The 16,621-nt window shown below is 56.3% G+C and carries 14 protein-coding genes; 6 read left to right on the plus strand and 8 right to left on the minus strand.

Annotated features, from left to right (window positions below; translation table 11 throughout):
* Positions 1-54: 54 nt before the first annotated feature.
* Positions 55-1,476 (minus strand): PLP-dependent aminotransferase family protein, encoded by a 1,422-nt coding sequence (locus DD597_RS16640; RefSeq protein ID WP_048209268.1) that lies wholly within the window; start codon positions 1,474-1,476, stop codon positions 55-57.
* Positions 1,477-1,560: 84 nt separating this feature from the next.
* Between DD597_RS16640 and DD597_RS16645 the strand changes: the two genes are divergently transcribed.
* From DD597_RS16645 to DD597_RS16655, 3 genes are all read left to right on the plus strand, one after another.
* Entirely contained in the window at positions 1,561-2,172 is a 612-nt protein-coding gene (locus DD597_RS16645; RefSeq protein ID WP_023324239.1) for a YitT family protein, read from the plus strand.
* Positions 2,173-2,249: 77 nt separating this feature from the next.
* A complete protein-coding gene (locus DD597_RS16650) occupies positions 2,250-3,320 on the plus strand; it encodes a LacI family DNA-binding transcriptional regulator (protein ID WP_023315532.1) in 1,071 nt (356 codons plus the stop codon).
* A gap of 103 nt (positions 3,321-3,423) precedes the next feature.
* On the plus strand, positions 3,424-6,513 hold the full coding sequence (locus DD597_RS16655; RefSeq protein WP_129256411.1) for a beta-galactosidase: 3,090 nt from the start codon (positions 3,424-3,426) through the stop codon (positions 6,511-6,513).
* A 51-nt stretch (positions 6,514-6,564) separates the two neighbouring features.
* Here DD597_RS16655 and DD597_RS16660 read toward each other — a convergent pair whose 3' ends face one another.
* A complete protein-coding gene (locus DD597_RS16660; RefSeq protein ID WP_023315534.1) occupies positions 6,565-8,124 on the minus strand; it encodes an EAL domain-containing protein in 1,560 nt (519 codons plus the stop codon).
* 216 nt (positions 8,125-8,340) lie between these two features.
* Between DD597_RS16660 and DD597_RS16665 the strand changes: the two genes are divergently transcribed.
* The gene (locus DD597_RS16665) at positions 8,341-8,601 is read left to right on the plus strand and encodes a type B 50S ribosomal protein L31 (protein ID WP_015571255.1); all 261 of its coding nucleotides are present in this window, start codon (positions 8,341-8,343) and stop codon (positions 8,599-8,601) included.
* Between the two features lie 2 nt (positions 8,602-8,603).
* Positions 8,604-8,744, plus strand: coding sequence for a type B 50S ribosomal protein L36 (ykgO, locus tag DD597_RS16670; RefSeq protein WP_003859006.1), 141 nt, complete (start codon positions 8,604-8,606; stop codon positions 8,742-8,744).
* Here ykgO and DD597_RS16675 read toward each other — a convergent pair.
* Entirely contained in the window at positions 8,741-9,451 is a 711-nt protein-coding gene (locus DD597_RS16675; RefSeq protein ID WP_022650493.1) for a GNAT family N-acetyltransferase, read from the minus strand. The two genes, ykgO and DD597_RS16675, sit on opposite strands and share 4 nt — an antisense overlap.
* A gap of 101 nt (positions 9,452-9,552) precedes the next feature.
* Between DD597_RS16675 and DD597_RS16680 the strand changes: the two genes are divergently transcribed.
* A complete protein-coding gene (locus DD597_RS16680) occupies positions 9,553-11,013 on the plus strand; it encodes a PLP-dependent aminotransferase family protein (RefSeq protein WP_032608667.1) in 1,461 nt (486 codons plus the stop codon).
* Here DD597_RS16680 and DD597_RS16685 read toward each other — a convergent pair.
* From DD597_RS16685 to acrB, 5 genes are all read right to left on the minus strand, one after another.
* On the minus strand, positions 10,985-11,452 hold the full coding sequence (locus DD597_RS16685) for a YlaC family protein (protein ID WP_022650495.1): 468 nt from the start codon (positions 11,450-11,452) through the stop codon (positions 10,985-10,987). The two genes, DD597_RS16680 and DD597_RS16685, sit on opposite strands and share 29 nt — an antisense overlap.
* Positions 11,453-11,568: 116 nt before the next feature.
* On the minus strand, positions 11,569-12,120 hold the full coding sequence (maa, locus tag DD597_RS16690; RefSeq protein WP_129256412.1) for a maltose O-acetyltransferase: 552 nt from the start codon (positions 12,118-12,120) through the stop codon (positions 11,569-11,571).
* Between the two features lie 208 nt (positions 12,121-12,328).
* Positions 12,329-12,547 carry an HHA domain-containing protein gene (locus DD597_RS16695; RefSeq protein WP_015571250.1) on the minus strand — a complete coding sequence of 73 codons (219 nt, stop codon included), beginning with the start codon at positions 12,545-12,547 and terminating at the stop codon, positions 12,329-12,331.
* Between the two features lie 27 nt (positions 12,548-12,574).
* Positions 12,575-12,949 (minus strand): Hha toxicity modulator TomB, encoded by a 375-nt coding sequence (gene tomB / locus DD597_RS16700; RefSeq protein WP_006809850.1) that lies wholly within the window; start codon positions 12,947-12,949, stop codon positions 12,575-12,577.
* A 510-nt stretch (positions 12,950-13,459) separates the two neighbouring features.
* Positions 13,460-16,606 carry a multidrug efflux RND transporter permease subunit AcrB gene (gene acrB / locus DD597_RS16705; protein ID WP_022650497.1) on the minus strand — a complete coding sequence of 1,049 codons (3,147 nt, stop codon included), beginning with the start codon at positions 16,604-16,606 and terminating at the stop codon, positions 13,460-13,462.
* Between the last annotated feature and the right edge of the window lie 15 nt (positions 16,607-16,621).

Here is a 16,621-nt window from a genome sequence, read left to right on the forward strand (position 1 = left end):
ACTGCTGACTGCATGCGTTACAGTCAGCAGTTTTTATTGTTTCTGGCGAATAATTTACACCAGGCTCCGTTTTACTGGCGCTACACTTTTATTTAACGCACGCCACAGCGGTTTGATCCGCAATAATGCCTCTTCAAGTTCTGGCGGACTGAGTGAGAAGGGCATTCGCAGATAGCGGTCAAACGCGCCTGAAAGCCCAAAGCGCGTGCCGGTGCCCATAATGATGCCTGTCGTCTCGGCGCGTGCCGCCAGCTGCGTCGCCAGCATGCCGGGTAATTCAATCCAGTATGAGAGCCCTCCCTCCGCTTCCTGAAACCGCCATTCGGGGAAATGTTCCCGCAGCATCTGGCCGCAGCGGTCGCGACGTTCTGCCAGCATTTCCCGCCGGGCAGGCAGGAAGGTTTCACTGTTTTCGATAAGCCACAGCGTGGCCAGTTGTTCCAGCACCGGAGAACCCAGATCCAGCGTGTCGCGCGTCTGCGCGAGCGTGGCGATAGTGCGGGACGAGGCGCGGATCCAGCCGAGACGCAGCCCACCCCAGAAACTTTTGCCTGCGGAACCCAGCGTCATCACCGCGGCCTCCGGGTTAAAGGCGGCCAGCGGCGGCGGCGGGGGAGCATCGAACCAGAGATCGACCATGGTTTCATCCACCACCAGCGTGGTGCGGGTTTGCGCGGCGATGTCGGTTATGGTCTGGCGCGTCGCGGCATCCATGCAACGCCCGGTCGGATTATGAAAATCCGGCATCAGATAGGCCAGACGCGGGGCGGTCTGGGCGAGCGTTGCGGCAAAACCGTCGGTATCCCAACCCGTTTCAGGCAGCGAGACGCCCACGGGCCGGCATAGCGCTCCCTGAATGGCGGCTATTGCCAGCGGGTAAGTGGGATGATCCACCACCACGCGATCCCCGGGACCGGTCATCATTCTTAAGATCAGGGCAAAGCCGCTGACGGCGCCGTTCACCACCATCACTTCGTCTGCCCGGGTGGGCAGACCGCGTGCGGTGTAGCGGGCGGCGATAGCTTCACGCAGCGCCGGAAGCCCAAGCTGATCGTACCCGGTCAGCGCCAGATTCGGCGTGATGGCCGTCAGCGCGTGGGCGTAGGCCTGGTGGATCTCTGGCCCCGCGTTGAGCGCGGCGGTTGAGAGATCCAGCGCCGCACTGGCTGTGGAAAGCGTGGGCACGGCGCGGCTGTCTGGCAGGATCGCCCGCGAACCGCTGCCGTGACGGCTCTCCAGATAACCTTCTTCCCGCAGATGCGCCAGCGCGCTGCTGATGGTGGTGCGGCTTATGCTCAGTGCGGTGGCCAGCTCCCGCTCTCCGGGCAGGCGCGTGTTTAGCGCCAGCCTGCCATCCAGAATCAACAGGCGTAACGCGTCAGCCAGCTGGCGCCACAGCGGGGTACGGGAAGAGGCTTGCTGCCAGTGCCCTAACAGGCGTACCAGAGACTGGCTTCCAAAACGACGTGATGACATGTGCAGTCCACTATTTGAAAACTGGACATTAATCATAGTGCCATTTTCACCGAAGATGGAACCTGGTTCTTCGGAGAAGAGAAAATGGTACGTCGTCTGGTACAACTTTATGTCGGTTTAGGCCTGTACGGGCTTTCAACCGCGATGTTTATTCGTTCGGATCTGGGTGTCGACCCTTGGGATGTCTTTCACCTTGGCGTCGCCATCCAGACAGGGATGAGCATCGGCACGGTGATTATTTTAACCGGGGCAGCGGTGCTGCTGCTGTGGATCCCGCTGCGTCAGCTGCCGGGGCTGGGCACTATCAGTAATGTGATTTGTATTGGTCTGGCGGCAGATGCGTCAATGGCGCTGATCCCTGAGCTCACCTCGCTGCCCGTGCGCATCACCCTGCTGGTTTCCGGCATTGTGGTTAACGCCCTTGCCACCGGGATGTATATCGGCGCGGGTTTTGGCGCAGGTCCGCGCGACGGCCTGATGACCGGCATACACGCCCGGCTGGGCTGGTCGATCCGCAGCGTGCGTACCGCGATCGAGGTGACTGTGTTGATCGTCGGCTACCTCCTCGGGGGAGCGTTTGGCGTTGGAACCGTGCTGTATGCATTAACCATCGGCCCGCTGATCCAGCTCTGTTTGCCGTGGTTTCGCCAGAGACCGCGCATTCAGAAAGCTGCACAGCCGGAGCGGATTGTTTAATTTTGCGAAGCGCTCACAGGCTATGATGGCGTAACTGTGTCAGAATAGAGACTTCTCTTTTCACGACGCCAGAATGTATGAAAGCGATCACTCTTTATGACGTTGCCCGCGTGGCAGGCGTTTCTTATCAGACCGTTTCCCGGGTGATTAACGACGCGGAACACGTTTCTGCCCGTACGCGGGAAAAGGTCCGGCAGGCCATGGCGGCGCTACACTATGTGCCCAACCGTGGCGCGCAGCAGCTGGCCGGGAAACGCACCCGTACGCTGGGGCTGATGACCAGCGATCTGGCGCTACATGCGCCGTCGCAAATCGCCTCAGCTGTAAAATCCCGGGCAGTGGAGCAGGGGGCTAGCGTACTCATCTCCATGGTGGAGCAACCCGCGCAGTGTCAGGCTGCTTTGCAGGAATTACTGGCGCAGCGCGTAGAGGCGCTGCTGGTGAACGTTCCGCTGGAAGATGCCCTGGCAGAAATGCTTCAGGAAATGGCCTCGCCGACCCCGGTTCTTTTTCTCGATGTGTCCCCCACAGCTCGGGTTAACAGTCTCGTTTTCAATGCCGAACAGGGCGCTGCCCTGGGGGCAGAGCATCTGCTTTCGCTGGGGCACCAGCGAATTGCGCTGCTCGCCGGGCCGGAAAGTTCTGTCTCTGCCCGGGCTCGTCTGGCGGGATGGAAAACCACGCTCGCTCAGGCCGGCGTGGAGGCGTTTGCGGTGGCGCAGGGCGACTGGAGCGCGGCTTCGGGCTATGAGAAAGGGCATCAGCTCCTGGCGGGCGCGCAGCTGCCGGAGGCGATCCTCGTCGCTAACGATCAGATGGCGCTTGGCGTTTTACGCGCCTGTGCGGAAAAAGGCGTTGCGGTACCGGGGCAAATCTCGGTTGTCGGGTTTGATGATACGGCTGACAGCGCGTGGTTTTCACCTCCGCTCACCACCGTTCGGCAGGCGTTCCGCGAGGCCGGTGAGCGCAGCGTGGAGTGGCTGATGGCACCTGCCCATCACGACGAATGCTGGCAGGAACAACTTCCCGTTACGTTGAGCGTGCGTCATTCCACCGCGCCGCGCGCCGCACAGCAGGCCGATCGTGAAGATCTTGCGCAACAGCTCAGAACGCTGGCGCTGCTGGCGGAGAAACTGGCGCGCAGCTAGCACTTTTGTGATCGTGCTCGCCTGGTGACGATCAAAGTCTTTACCGCTACCGTTTACCAGGGCATGTTGGCTAAAATTGTGAGCGCTTCGCAAAGAGGTTGATATGTCTTCTACATTGCCGCTGACTCTCAGCGCACTTCTGGCGCGTCGTGACTGGGAAAACCCGGGTGTGACGCAGTGGAATCGTCTGGCCGCACACGCGCCTTTTCATAGCTGGCGCGATGAAACCTTCGCCCGCGAGGATAAGCCTTCGCGGAGCAAGCGTCTGCTTAACGGCATCTGGCGATTCAGCTTTTTCCCGGCGCCAGAGCAGGTTCCGGAGGCATGGATAACGGACGATCTGGCTGATGCCGTTGAGATGCCCGTGCCGTCGAACTGGCAGATGCAGGGATTTGATACTCCCATCTATACCAACGTCACCTATCCGATAAATGTGAACCCGCCCTATGTTCCGGCTGAAAACCCAACCGGTTGTTACTCGCTCACATTTGAGATGGATGACGCCTGGATGTGCAGCGGGCAAACCCGCATTATTTTTGACGGGGTGAATTCAGCTTTTCATCTGTGGTGTAACGGCCAGTGGATGGGCTATTCGCAGGACAGCCGTCTGCCTGCGGAGTTCGATCTCAGCGCGGTGCTGCGACCGGGGCAGAACCGCCTGGCGGTGATGGTGTTACGCTGGTGCGACGGAAGCTATCTGGAAGATCAGGACATGTGGCGGATGAGTGGCATTTTCCGTGACGTCTCGCTGCTGCACAAGCCGGAAACGCGAATTGCCGATTATCAGATCGTGACCGATCTGAATGCCGAATGCGATCGGGCGAAACTCCGGGTTGACGTTGCGCTGGAAGGCACACGCTACGCCGAATGCGAGGTGGCGTTTACCCTGTGGCGTAACGGCGAAGCCTGCGCGCAAACCACGCAGCAGCCCGGATCGGCCATCGTGGACGAACGCGGCAGTTGGGCAGAACGGCTTAGGGTGGCGATACCCGTGAACGCTCCTGCGCTATGGAGCGCTGAAACACCGGAATGCTATCGGCTGACAATGTCGCTTCGGGATGCGCAGGGTAACGTGCTGGAGACTGAAGCCTGCAATGTCGGTTTCAGACGCGTCGAAATCAGCAACGGCCAGCTGAAGCTTAACGGCAAACCGCTGCTGATCCGCGGCGTGAACCGTCACGAACATCATCCTGAGAAGGGGCAGGTGATGGATGAGGCGACCATGCGCCGCGACATCGAACTGATGAAGCAGCATAACTTCAACGCCGTGCGCTGCTCGCATTATCCGAACCATCCTCTGTGGTACACGCTTTGCGATCGCTACGGCCTGTACGTGGTTGATGAGGCGAATATTGAAACCCATGGCATGGTGCCAATGAGCCGCCTGGCGGACGATCCGCGCTGGCTGCCTGCCATGAGCGAACGCGTAACGCGTATGGTGCAGCGGGACCGGAATCATCCGTCCATCATCATCTGGTCCCTGGGGAATGAGTCCGGGCATGGGGCGAATCACGATGCGCTGTACCGCTGGCTGAAAACCACCGATCCCACGCGGCCGGTGCAGTATGAAGGCGGCGGCGCCAGTACGGCGGCAACCGATATTGTCTGCCCGATGTACGCTCGCGTCGATCAGGATCAGCCGTTCCCGGCGGTGCCAAAGTGGTCGATTAAAAAGTGGATTGGTATGCCGGACGAAACCCGTCCGCTGATCCTGTGCGAGTATGCCCACGCGATGGGCAACAGCTTTGGCGGCTTTGCCAGCTACTGGCAGGCATTCCGCAGCCATCCCCGGTTGCAGGGCGGCTTTGTCTGGGACTGGGTCGATCAGGCGCTGACGAAAAAAGCGGAAGACGGCACGGTATTCTGGGCCTACGGCGGCGATTTTGGCGATAAGCCCAACGACCGTCAGTTCTGCCTCAACGGACTGGTGTTTCCCGATCGCACTCCGCATCCCGCCCTTTACGAGGCGCAGCGTGCCCAGCAGTTCTTTACCTTTACGCTGGTGAGCACCGCTCCGCTGGTCGTCGAGATCCAGAGCGATTATGTGTTCCGTCATACTGACAACGAGTATCTGCGATGGTCGGTGGCGCGTGACGGTGCGGTACTGGCTTCCGGCGAAACCCCCCTTTCTGTTGCGCCCGAGGGGACGCAGCACGTTGAGATCCCGCTGCCTGAACTTGTCGCTGAGCCGGGCGAGGTCTGGCTCAACGTGGAGATCGTTCAGCCGCAGGCCACGCCGTGGTCGCCGCCCGGCCACCGTTGTGCCTGGGATCAGTGGCTGCTCCCGGCGCCGCTGTACCTTGCGCCACCGAAAGCAGGCGGAACCCCTCCGCAGCTAACGGTGCAGGACGAGGCGCTGGACATTACTCATCAGCAGCAGCGCTGGCAGTTTAGCCGTCTCACCGGAAACTTGACCCAGTGGTGGAACGAGGGCGCTGAAACGCTCCGTTCTCCGCTAACGGATAACTTCACCCGCGCGCCGCTGGACAATGACATTGGCGTCAGCGAGGCGACCCGCATCGATCCGAACGCGTGGGTGGAACGCTGGAAAGCGGCAGGGATGTATGAGATGTCTGCGCGCCTCCTCCAGTGTGAAGCGGAGCAGCATAACCGTGAGGTGGTGGTGACCACGCAGCACGTCTGGGAGCATCAGGGTAAAGCGCTGTTTATAAGCTGCAAGGTCTGGCGGATTGATGACCACGGGGTGCTGCACGGTGATGTGCAGGTGACGGTGGCGTCTGACATTCCTGAGCCCGCTCGCGTGGGCCTGAGCGTTATGCTGGCGGATATCCCGGAAACGGTGCGCTGGCTGGGACTAGGCCCGCTGGAAAACTATCCGGACAGAAAACTGGCGGCGCAGCAGGGGCGCTGGGCGTTACCGCTGGAAGAGATGCAGACGCCGTATATCTTCCCGACGGAGAACGGTTTGCGCTGCGACACCCGCGAGCTGACGTTTGGCTCCCATCAGTTGCAGGGACAGTTCCATTTCTCCCTGAGCCGTTATAGCCAGCGGCAGCTGCATGAGACAACGCATCAGCACTTGCTGCGGGAAGAGGCTGGCTGCTGGTTGAATCTTGATGCGTTTCACATGGGCGTAGGGGGGGACGACTCATGGAGCCCGAGCGTAGCCCCGGCCTTCATTCTGCAAAACCGCCGGCTGCGCTACACGTTTAGCTGGCAGCAGAACGGCTGAGCCGAAACGTGCGGCCACTGCCGTGGCCGCACGTAACACCGCACAATCGGTTTATTTCCTGAGGTTGTGCGCGGCCCAGAGAATGAAATCCTCTTTAGGCAGCGCCTTGCTGAAATACCAGCCCTGGCCGTACTGCACGCCGTGGCGATGCAACCATTCGATCTGCCCTTCAGTTTCAATGCCTTCTGCGACCATCGCCAGTTTAAGCGATTTGGCCATTTCGATGATGTGGGGAGTCACGTGCTTGTACTCCAGCGCATCCACAAAGGATTTATCAATCTTCAGAGTATCGACATCCAGATCCTGCAAATAGCTCAGGCTGGAGTAACCCGTGCCAAAATCATCAATGTAGATAGCGTGCCCGGCGCGGCGAAATGCAGCGATAGCAGGTACGCTGACGGCAGGATCGGCAAACCCGCGCTCGGTTAATTCAAGGGCGATCTGGCGCGGGTGGACGCCCCATTTGTTGAGCAACTGACTCAGCTGGCGAGGCAGCTCGGGGGACGTTAAATCCGATGGCGCAAGGTTGACAGAAATATGCAGTTCCGGGTGATGGTGTAGCCAGGCGCCTAGATCCTCAAATACCTCATTTACCACTAGCCGCGTCAGCGTTGAAATAAGCCCTGTCTGCTCAGCCAGCGGAACAAAGAGATTAGGCGACAGGTTACTGCCATCTGGCTGCGGCCAGCGCATCAGCGCTTCAGCACCCACCAGTTTTCCACTACACAGCGCCACGATGGGCTGGTAGTGAACCTCGATCTCCCGGTTGTTGATCGCGTCGATCAGGCGGTGACGCGGGGACAGCAAACGGCGGAGAATGCGCAGGACAATAAGGGCAGCAACCAGGCTTAGCAGTATGCCAGCCGGTAGCCAGATGATCAGTTGCTGGTGCCAGGAAGCCGCCAGCGGTTTTAACGACGCCCAAGCGATCACCGTAAACCCCAGTTCGGGTACAGGTTTCATCACGTACATTGAGCCGTTGTATTGCACGCGCGTAACGTCCTGCTGCTCCTTAACGACAGAGAGAATATACGGGTCGAGAACATTGCTTCTGGCAAATATATGATGGGTTGAGCTGCCCACCAGGGCGGCATCCATTGAGATTTCACCAAACGGAACAACATCCACAAGCGACGCCGGATCGACCATTACCAGATAATGTCCTTTCCCCAGAACGGCCATATAACGCTGAATGCCGAGGTCGTTTTGCGAGGTGAGCCACGCGCTATAACCATCTTCGGTGATCCGCATTGGGGGCGGTAAGATCGCCGTATCACTGGATTGTTCAAGCGATGAGCAGAGCGGTTTCAGGTTATCGATATACATCACTTCCTGGATATAGCGCCATGAGAACGCGACCCGGCGCATTTCGCGTAAATGCGGGGGAGTGCAGGGCGGGGCGTGGAATGTCTGTAGGTGCGTGAGCGCCTGTTTTGCCTGCGCAACGACTCTGTCGGTACGGATCAGGACACGCGAGGCATAGCTGTCCAGCGCGTCCACAAATTTCTCCTCAGCCTGACGATGCGCCAGCCAGATACTGAGGCACACAGGGACCAGCACAGAGAAGATCAGTACGCCTGTCACCAGGCTGACCAGATGTCGGGTTCGCATGCTGTTTTATCCTTCCCATATGCCCGCCCCGGGCCTGGAGTTTGCGCGCCAGAGGAAAAAGTTTTTATCGGTAAATGATATATTTATAGCATGCAACCGTCTCAGGCAGGTATCTGAATAAACCTTTCAAAAACAGGCTGCGCGTCACAGGGGTTGTTTTTGCAGCAAAGCTCAGATAGTATTTTGTTATGTTATAACAATACATGAAGGCCAGAGATGAAACCGAATATCCATCCAACCTATCGCACCGTTGTGTTTCACGACACCACGGCTAATGAATATTTTAAAGTTGGCTCAACGATTAAGACAGATCGTGAAATTGAGCTTGAGGGGAAAACGTATCCTTACGTTACTCTAGATGTCTCCTCTAAATCACATCCGTTTTACACCGGGAAGCAGAAGACCTTCTCGACAGATGGCAGCGCGGCACGCTTCCGCAAGCGTTTTGGCGGCTTTCTTGATGCGAAGCGAGGCTAATCATGCAGGTGCTTAACTCATTGCGCAGTGCAAAACAGCGTCACCCGGATTGCCAGATAGTCAAACGCAAGGGACGCTTATACGTGATTTGCAAATCTAACCCGCGCTTTAAGGCGGTGCAGGGGCGTAAAAAAAGGCGCTAGACGCGCGTTTCTCGCCAGCTTTCCAGGGATCTTTTCTGTTTGCCATCGGCAGTAAAATTGTCGGTGGCAAGCCAGCTTTCAAAGGCGCTCGCCAGCGCTGGCCACTCTTTGTCGAGAATTGAAAACCAGTCGGTGTCCCGGTTTCGGCCTTTAATGACCAGCGCCTGGCGAAAACGCCCTTCAAACTGAAAGCCAAGACGCAGGGCCGCTTTGCGGGAGGGTTCGTTCAGGCTATTGCACTTCCATTCATAACGCCGGTAGCCCAGGGTATCGAACACGTACCGCATCAGCAGATACTGCGCTTCTGTCGACATGGGCGTGCGGCTTAACAGTGACGAGAAGTGAACATGTCCCACTTCCACGACGCCGTTTTTAGGATCGATCCGCATCAGGGACAGCGTCCCGACAGGAGACTGGGTCTGGTTATCGATAACGGTAAAGTGGATGGGATCGGCTAATTCGCTTACGCTCGCCACCCATTCGGCAAACTCCTCTGCGGTGGCATCGGGCTCACGCAGCAGCCACGTCCAGCTTCGGGTATCTCCGGCCACGGAATACGCAGAGAACAACGCGTGGGCATGCTCCATGCGCAGCGGCTCAAGCCGACAATAGCGACCCTGAAGTACCACCCGGGACGGGTGCGGCCGAGGCTGCCAGTCGATAAGGCTTTCCCCTACAGGTTGACCAAACTCATTGAATGTATTCATCTTTATTTCCATGATGTTAAGAAGATCTCCAGATTAATGAATTGCTGGTTCCTTAAAAAGAACCACCAGGTTATGTTTTTCTGGTACCACAAGGAGGAATGATGAATATACCGGGTGATGAGCTATACACCTTGCTCCATGCTGCGCTGAAAAAACGTGGGACAGAGACGCTCCAGCGCGCGCTCTATCTTGCTTTGCGGGAGGCCATACTGTGCGGAAGGCTTCGGTCCGGCAGCCATTTGCCCGGCTCACGAACGCTGGCGCATCAGATCTCGGTGTCCCGAAATACCGTCAACGCGGCGCTGGACCAGCTCACGCTCGAAGGTTATTTGCTGCGTAGCCGCCAGGGCACGCGGGTGGGGCAATTCGCTCCTCGTACGATTGCCCGGACATTACCGGACCCGGACGTCAGGCTGACAAAACGTGTCGCCCGGCTGCCCGCGCCTGTGCCGCGTGACACTCCGGTGATGGCGTTTACGCCGGGAACGCCTGCCATCAACTATTTCCCCTTGCCGCTGTGGCGGCGGTTGTACGATCGCGTCCTGCGCGAGGAGGGAAGCGCCCTGTTAGGGTATGGCGACCCTGCCGGCGAGCCGTCGCTACGGGCCGCCATTGCCCGCCATCTTGCGCTCTCCCGCGGCATTGACTGTGACGCCAGCCAGATAGTGATAACCGAAGGGGCGCTGGAGGGCGTCAATCTGTGCACAATGCTGTTAAGCGAGCCGGGGGATGTCGCCTGGGTGGAAAATCCCGGCTATAGCGGCGCCAAAAGCGCTTTTGTCAAAACCGGCCTGGCGATGACCGGCATACCGGTGGATGACGAGGGGATGTGCTGGGAAGGGCTGTGTGCGCCTTCACCCACGCTGATTTTTACCTCGCCATCGCATCAGTTCCCTTACGGAAGCGTACTCAGCGCGCGGCGGCGTCTGGCGCTGCTGGAACTGGCCCGGCAGCACAACGCGTGGATCATTGAGGACGATTACGACAGCGAATTCCGTTATACCGGTGAGCCCGTCCCGGCGATGCTGGGTATGGTCAACAACGCGCCCGTTGTGTATCTGGGGACGTTCAGCAAAACGCTGTTTCCGTCGCTCCGAATGGGGTTCATGGTGTTACCGCCAGCGCTGGCGAAGGCGGCACGTCCCGCCATCGGCTCGCTGCTGCGCGGCGGGCATCGCGCTGAACAGCGCACCCTGGCGCTGTTTATTGAGGAAGGCCACTATGCGCGACATCTTGCCGCCATGCGCCGACTTTATCGTAAGCGATACCGCCAACTGCGAGAGGTGCTAAGCGCAGAGCTTCATACGCCGCATCGCGTTCTTGCCGGAGAAGGAGGGATGCACCTGGCGCTGGCGATTGACGGTATCGACGACCAGCGGCTGGTGGAGCAGGCAAGAGCGTTTCAGCTGGCACCCGCTGCGCTGAGCGGATATTACCTTGAGACGAAGCAGGGGCAAACCGGTCTGGTTTTAGGTTACGGCAATACCTCTGCTTCGCAGTTTGCGCCGGGTATCCGACGTCTTCAGGCGTTAATTACGCAGCAGTGGGGCGGGAAAGGGTAAAGACATCATAAAAAGAGAGCTGGCCCTTGGTGGTGACCATTTTCTGCAACTTCTCTTTTTGCCCGGCTTCGACAGCCGGCGAGTGCAGGATGCTGTCGATCAGCTCCTTCGGCACGTAACGCGTGTTGTACCACTCCCCGTTGTAGCACACGCGGAAATCGAGTACGTCGATATCTTCATACCGGTAACGCGGATTGACGTCGAAAAAGAAAAACGCGTTAAACACCACGAACAGCACTACCAGCAGCCAGACGGAATCGACCAGCGTTTCAGACTTCAGCATGACGATAAGCGTTGCCAGCCAGGCGGCGTACATGGCGACGAACAACCCGGGGTGTTTGCGAATAAAGCTGATGCTAAAGCGCGGGCGATTGTCGCGCTTTTCGCGAGTATTGAGATCGTCGATGGTGGCGGTAAGCAGGCGCTGTATCTCTGTCATTTTTTGCCTTTATGATTGTTGAAAATACAGGTGATCTGCTTATTTTATGAGAGGGGTTTACGCGATGAAAGTAACAGTTATGCCAGGAAAAAGCATAACAGTTACTCAGGATGCGCTTAGAGCATTTTAATGATTTTCGCCGGATTGCCGCCCACGACAGCATTGGCCGGCACGTCTTTGGTCACTACCGCGCCGGAAGCGATAACCGCATTATCGCCAATGGTTACGCCCGGGTTAATGATCGCACGTCCGCCGATCCAGACGTTATCACCAATGGTGACCGGTTTACCGTACTCCAGCCCGCTGTTACGTTCGGTCGCATCCAGAGGATGCGTGGCCGTATAAATGTGCACCCCCGGCGCAAGCATACAGTTATCGCCAATGCGGACAGGGCAGACATCCAGCATGACGCAGTCAAAGTTGGCATAAAAATTTTTGCCCAGATAGATGTTATACCCGTAGTCGCAGCGGAAGCTCGGTTCTATATAGGCGCCTTCGCTTTGGCCCAGCAGGTCAGCTAATAAGGCGCGACGTTCGGCCTTCTCATCGGGTGCGGTATGGTTATAGAGGTGAACAAGATGACGCGCGCGTAAACGGTCAGCCCTCAGCGTGTCATCGCCAGGGCGGTAATATTCACCTGCAATCATCTTCTGTTTTTCTTCACTCATGGGAACCTCTCTGGAATCGTTTTACGCAGCGTAAAGAGGATTAACCAGAAAGGGAACGTTCCCTAAAAGCGGCTGTGACGGGAGTCACAACATTTATGCGCATAAATACGTTTTATACGGGAACCTGGCGTTTGCACTTGAAGCGTAATTCGAAAGGTAAATTCAGCTTAACAACGGGCGTAATGCCTTTACAGTCTCTCTTCAACGATTAACGAACAAATTTCCATACCGAAGAGGGGATCTTGTCATACAGTTTATTCATGGTTAGTTCAGCCAGACGATGGTCGGCAGCTGAATAAAATACCGCCAGTTCATTATCAGAGAGCTCGTATTTATTTTTTTCAATAACACGTTCGAGGGTGTCAATTGACTGGCAGCGTCGCAGGCGCATCAAATAATCGACTTTTGTTAATGGTTTATCAGACATAAATTCACCTTAGTAATTGTAATAATTTTAACAGGAAAGACTAACCGGATTAGCTCTGCTGACATTAGTGAAGCAGCGAAATAGGCGGTTTCCTGATTTACGCCATTTCTGCAAATCCTGTGCGTTAATGCCGTAGCTGCTGAACAACATAAAGGTGTCGTCCAGGTATTCATCAATTTGCTCTATCAACTTATTATCTTCATTGTACTTAATTTTATAATTAAGTGCGAAGGTGGCGATATGCTCGATCAGCTCGTTAAGCTGTAAATTGATAGCAGACGTTGGATCGTTCACCCAGCCATGGTTACTTTCTTCAAGATTGGCAAGGCAGTCATGGTACAAGGATTCGCAGAGAAATTTCAACTGCGCGATATCATGCCTTTTTGGCGAGTACTCGTCCATAGCGCATCCCCTTCTGAGTGATTTTTTACTCACCGAACATCATGTCGGGATGGATACAACTTGCTTAGCCACATGGGAGCTGTGTTCCTGATAACTCTAACTATAAGCCACTCTGATCAAGATTTCACCGCGCTATTACGAAAAATTACAATTAAATCGTTACTGTGCGAGCCTTTACGCAAATGTACCTTTTGCAGCAACCACGTTAATCAAATAAAAAAACATTTTTTATCGGTTCCTTAAAATTCATTGAGTTAGCGCAAAGTTTCATGTGAAGTCCGAAACCAGATATCTTCAGATAATTTCCGTTACTTAGGAATAGTCCGAATAATTTACGCCGCAAAATGATAATAAAAGAAGGCTGAGTCCCTGGTGTAAGTTATCGGCCTATTATGCCAGGCCTCATTTAAAAAGAAGAAAATAAATAGAAAAGCAATAGGTCTATTTTATGATTTTTTCTGAAAATGAAAAAGGCCGCAAATGCGGCCTTTTTATCATGTGAAACCGGTATCAGTGATGTTCTACCGAATGATTGTGCTCAACATCTTCATTTTTGCGGCTGAAACGGCGACGAACCACCACGAAGAACACCGGTACGAAGAAGATGGCGAGAACGGTCGCCGTGACCATACCACCCATTACACCCGTACCTACCGCGTTCTGTGCGCCGGAGCCCGCGCCGGAGCTGATAACCAGCGGCATAACGCCGAGGATAAACGCCAGGGACGTCATCAGGATTGGACGCAAACGCATACGAACGGCTTCCAGCGTGGCTTCAATCAGGCCTTTTCCTTCTTTCTCCATCAGATCTTTGGCGAATTCGACGATGAGTATCGCGTTCTTCGCCGACAAGCCAATGGTTGTCAGCAGGCCCACCTGGAAGTAAACGTCGTTGGTCAGCCCACGGAAGGTTGCGGCAAGCAGTGCACCGATAACCCCCAGCGGAACCACCAGCATAACGGAGAACGGAATCGACCAGCTCTCATACAATGCCGCCAGACACAGGAACACCACAATCAGTGAAATGGCGTACAGGGCAGGGGCCTGGTTACCGGACAGACGTTCCTGATAGGACATGCCGGTCCAGTCGTAGCCGATACCCGCAGGTAGTTTGCTGGCCAGTTCTTCCATCAGGTTCATGGCTTCACCGGTGCTTCGGCCTGGCGCTGCCTGACCGAGGATTTCCATCGATGGCAGACCGTTATAGCGTTCCAGACGCGGCGAACCGTATTCCCAGCGCGAGGTTGAGAAGGCGGAGAACGGCACCATCTGGCCATCGCTACCGCGAACGTACCAGTTGTTGATATCGTTCGGCAGCATGCGGTACTGCGCTTCGGACATGACGTACACTTTCTTCACGCGACCACGGTCGATGAAGTCGTTAACGTAGCTACCGCCCCAGGCGGCGCCCAGCGTGGTATTAATGTCACTGATGGAAACACCCAGCGCCTGCGCTTTTTCCTGGTCGATATCGATCTTGTACTGCGGCGTATCTTCCAGACCGTTAGGACGTACGCCCACCAGCAGGTCAGGGTGTTTTGCCACCTCGCCAAACAGCTGGTTACGCGCCTGCGTCAGTTTTTCGTGGCCCAGACCGCCCTGGTCAATCAGCTGGAAGTCGAAGCCGGTCGCCGTACCCAGTTCAACAATCGCTGGCAGGTTAAAGGCGAAGACCATCGCATCTTTAATCTGTGAGAAGGTGCCCATCGCGCGGCCGGTAATGGCTTCTACCTTGTTCTCTGCACCTGGACGTTCAGACCAGTCTTTCAGAGAAACGAAGGCGATACCGGTGTTCTGACCACGACCCGCGAAGCCAAAGCCGTTAACCGCAAACACGGATTCGACGTTGTCTTTCTCTTTGGTCAGGAAGTAGTCGGTCATCTCATCCAGCACTTTCTGCGTACGCTCTTGCGTCGCACCGGCCGGAAGCTGCGCCATACTCAGGAACACGCCCTGGTCTTCATCTGGCAGGAACGAGCTTGGCAGACGAACGAACAGGAATGCCATCCCCACCACGATGATGATATAGAGCAGCAGGTAACGACCGGTGCTGCGCAGGATGTTACCCACGCTGTCGGTGTAGTGGTGCGTGCTCTTATCAAACATGCGGTTGAACCAGCCGAAGAACCCTTTATGCTCGCCGTGTCCGCCTTTCTGAATCGGCTTCAGCATCGTCGCGCACAGGGCTGGCGTCAGGATCAGCGCAACCAGTACCGACAGCGCCATCGCCGAAACGATGGTGATGGAGAACTGACGGTAAATCGCACCGGTAGAGCCGCCAAAGAAGGCCATCGGGATAAATACCGCGGACAGTACCATCGCGATACCGACCAGCGCGCCCTGGATCTGGCCCATAGATTTACGGGTTGCTTCCTTCGGCGGCAGGCCTTCTTCCGCCATCACACGCTCGACGTTTTCGACCACCACGATGGCGTCATCCACCAGCAGGCCGATGGCGAGCACCATCCCGAACATCGTCAGGGTGTTTATCGAGTAGCCAAATATCGCCAGAACCGCGAAGGTCCCAAGCAATACAACCGGTACGGCGATGGTTGGGATCAGCGTCGCGCGGAAGTTTTGCAGGAACAGGTACATTACCAGGAAGACGAGGATGATCGCCTCAACCAGGGTTTTTACCACTTCGTGAATCGAAATTTTTACGAACGGCGTAGTGTCATACGGATAAACGATTTTCAGACCTGACGGGAAGAACGGTTCCATCTTCTTCAGCTCTGCACGAATAGCCGTCGCGGTGTCCAGGGCGTTAGCGCCGGTCGCCAGTTTGATACCCAGACCAGATGCCGGCTTGCCGTTGAACTTCGCGATAACGTCGTAGTTCTCGCCGCCCAGCTCCACTTTCGCTACGTCACGCAGGCGAACCTGCGAACCGTCCTGATTCACTTTCAGCAGAATTTTGCTGAACTCATCCGCGGAGGTCAGACGGGTTTGCGCGATGATCGAGGCGTTAAGCTGCTGGCCCTTGACCGGCGGCGTACCGCCTAACTGACCGGCTGCCACCTGGGCGTTCTGCGCTTTGATGGCGTTAATCACGTCAACCGGCGTCAGCTGGAAGTTGTTCAGTTTATTCGGATCCATCCAGATACGCATGGCGTACTGGGAACCAAACAGCTGAACGTCACCCACACCTGACGTACGGCTGATGGCGTCCTTCATGTTGGCGCCCACGTAGTCGGAAATATCCTCCTGCGTCATGGTGCCGTTGGTGTTGATCACGCCGACAACCATCAGGAAGCTACTGGACGATTTCTCGACGCTCACGCCCTGCTGTTGTACTTCCTGCGGCAGCAGAGGCATCGCCAGCTGCAATTTGTTCTGCACCTGAACCTGCGCAATGTCCGCATCCGTACCGGATTCAAAGGTCAGGGTGATCTGAACCGTACCGGTTGAGTCACTGTTTGAGGACATGTACATCAGGTTATCGATACCGTTCATGTTCTGTTCGATAACCTGCGTAACGGTATCCTGCACCGTTTTCGCATCAGCGCCCGGGTAGGTTGCGGAGATCGTTACTGCCGGTGGCGCAATCGTTGGATATTGCGCAACAGGCAGCTTCAGGATCGCAAGTCCCCCGGCCAGCATGATGATAATGGCGATCACCCACGCAAATATGGGGCGATCGATAAAGAAATTAGGCATGTCTTAACGGCTCCT

This window comes from Enterobacter cloacae complex sp. 677-3DZ2D5B (assembly GCF_004136695.1).
GTDB lineage: Bacteria > Pseudomonadota > Gammaproteobacteria > Enterobacterales > Enterobacteriaceae > Enterobacter > Enterobacter hormaechei_C.

What these genes read in the sequence shown, in the direction of transcription:
- DD597_RS16645 (WP_023324239.1), top strand. Translation starts at nt 1,561, where the DNA reads ATGGTACGTCGTCTGGTACAACTTTATGTCGGTTTAGGCCTGTACGGG.
- DD597_RS16650 (WP_023315532.1), top strand. Translation starts at nt 2,250, where the DNA reads ATGAAAGCGATCACTCTTTATGACGTTGCCCGCGTGGCAGGCGTTTCT.
- DD597_RS16665 (WP_015571255.1), top strand. Translation starts at nt 8,341, where the DNA reads ATGAAACCGAATATCCATCCAACCTATCGCACCGTTGTGTTTCACGAC.
- tomB (WP_006809850.1), bottom strand. Translation starts at nt 12,949, where the DNA reads ATGGACGAGTACTCGCCAAAAAGGCATGATATCGCGCAGTTGAAATTT.
- DD597_RS16695 (WP_015571250.1), bottom strand. Translation starts at nt 12,547, where the DNA reads ATGTCTGATAAACCATTAACAAAAGTCGATTATTTGATGCGCCTGCGA.
- DD597_RS16685 (WP_022650495.1), bottom strand. Translation starts at nt 11,452, where the DNA reads ATGACAGAGATACAGCGCCTGCTTACCGCCACCATCGACGATCTCAAT.
- maa (WP_129256412.1), bottom strand. Translation starts at nt 12,120, where the DNA reads ATGAGTGAAGAAAAACAGAAGATGATTGCAGGTGAATATTACCGCCCT.
- DD597_RS16655 (WP_129256411.1), top strand. Translation starts at nt 3,424, where the DNA reads ATGTCTTCTACATTGCCGCTGACTCTCAGCGCACTTCTGGCGCGTCGT.
- ykgO (WP_003859006.1), top strand. Translation starts at nt 8,604, where the DNA reads ATGCAGGTGCTTAACTCATTGCGCAGTGCAAAACAGCGTCACCCGGAT.
- DD597_RS16640 (WP_048209268.1), bottom strand. Translation starts at nt 1,476, where the DNA reads ATGTCATCACGTCGTTTTGGAAGCCAGTCTCTGGTACGCCTGTTAGGG.
- DD597_RS16680 (WP_032608667.1), top strand. Translation starts at nt 9,553, where the DNA reads ATGAATATACCGGGTGATGAGCTATACACCTTGCTCCATGCTGCGCTG.
- DD597_RS16660 (WP_023315534.1), bottom strand. Translation starts at nt 8,124, where the DNA reads ATGCGAACCCGACATCTGGTCAGCCTGGTGACAGGCGTACTGATCTTC.
- DD597_RS16675 (WP_022650493.1), bottom strand. Translation starts at nt 9,451, where the DNA reads ATGAATACATTCAATGAGTTTGGTCAACCTGTAGGGGAAAGCCTTATC.
- acrB (WP_022650497.1), bottom strand. Translation starts at nt 16,606, where the DNA reads ATGCCTAATTTCTTTATCGATCGCCCCATATTTGCGTGGGTGATCGCC.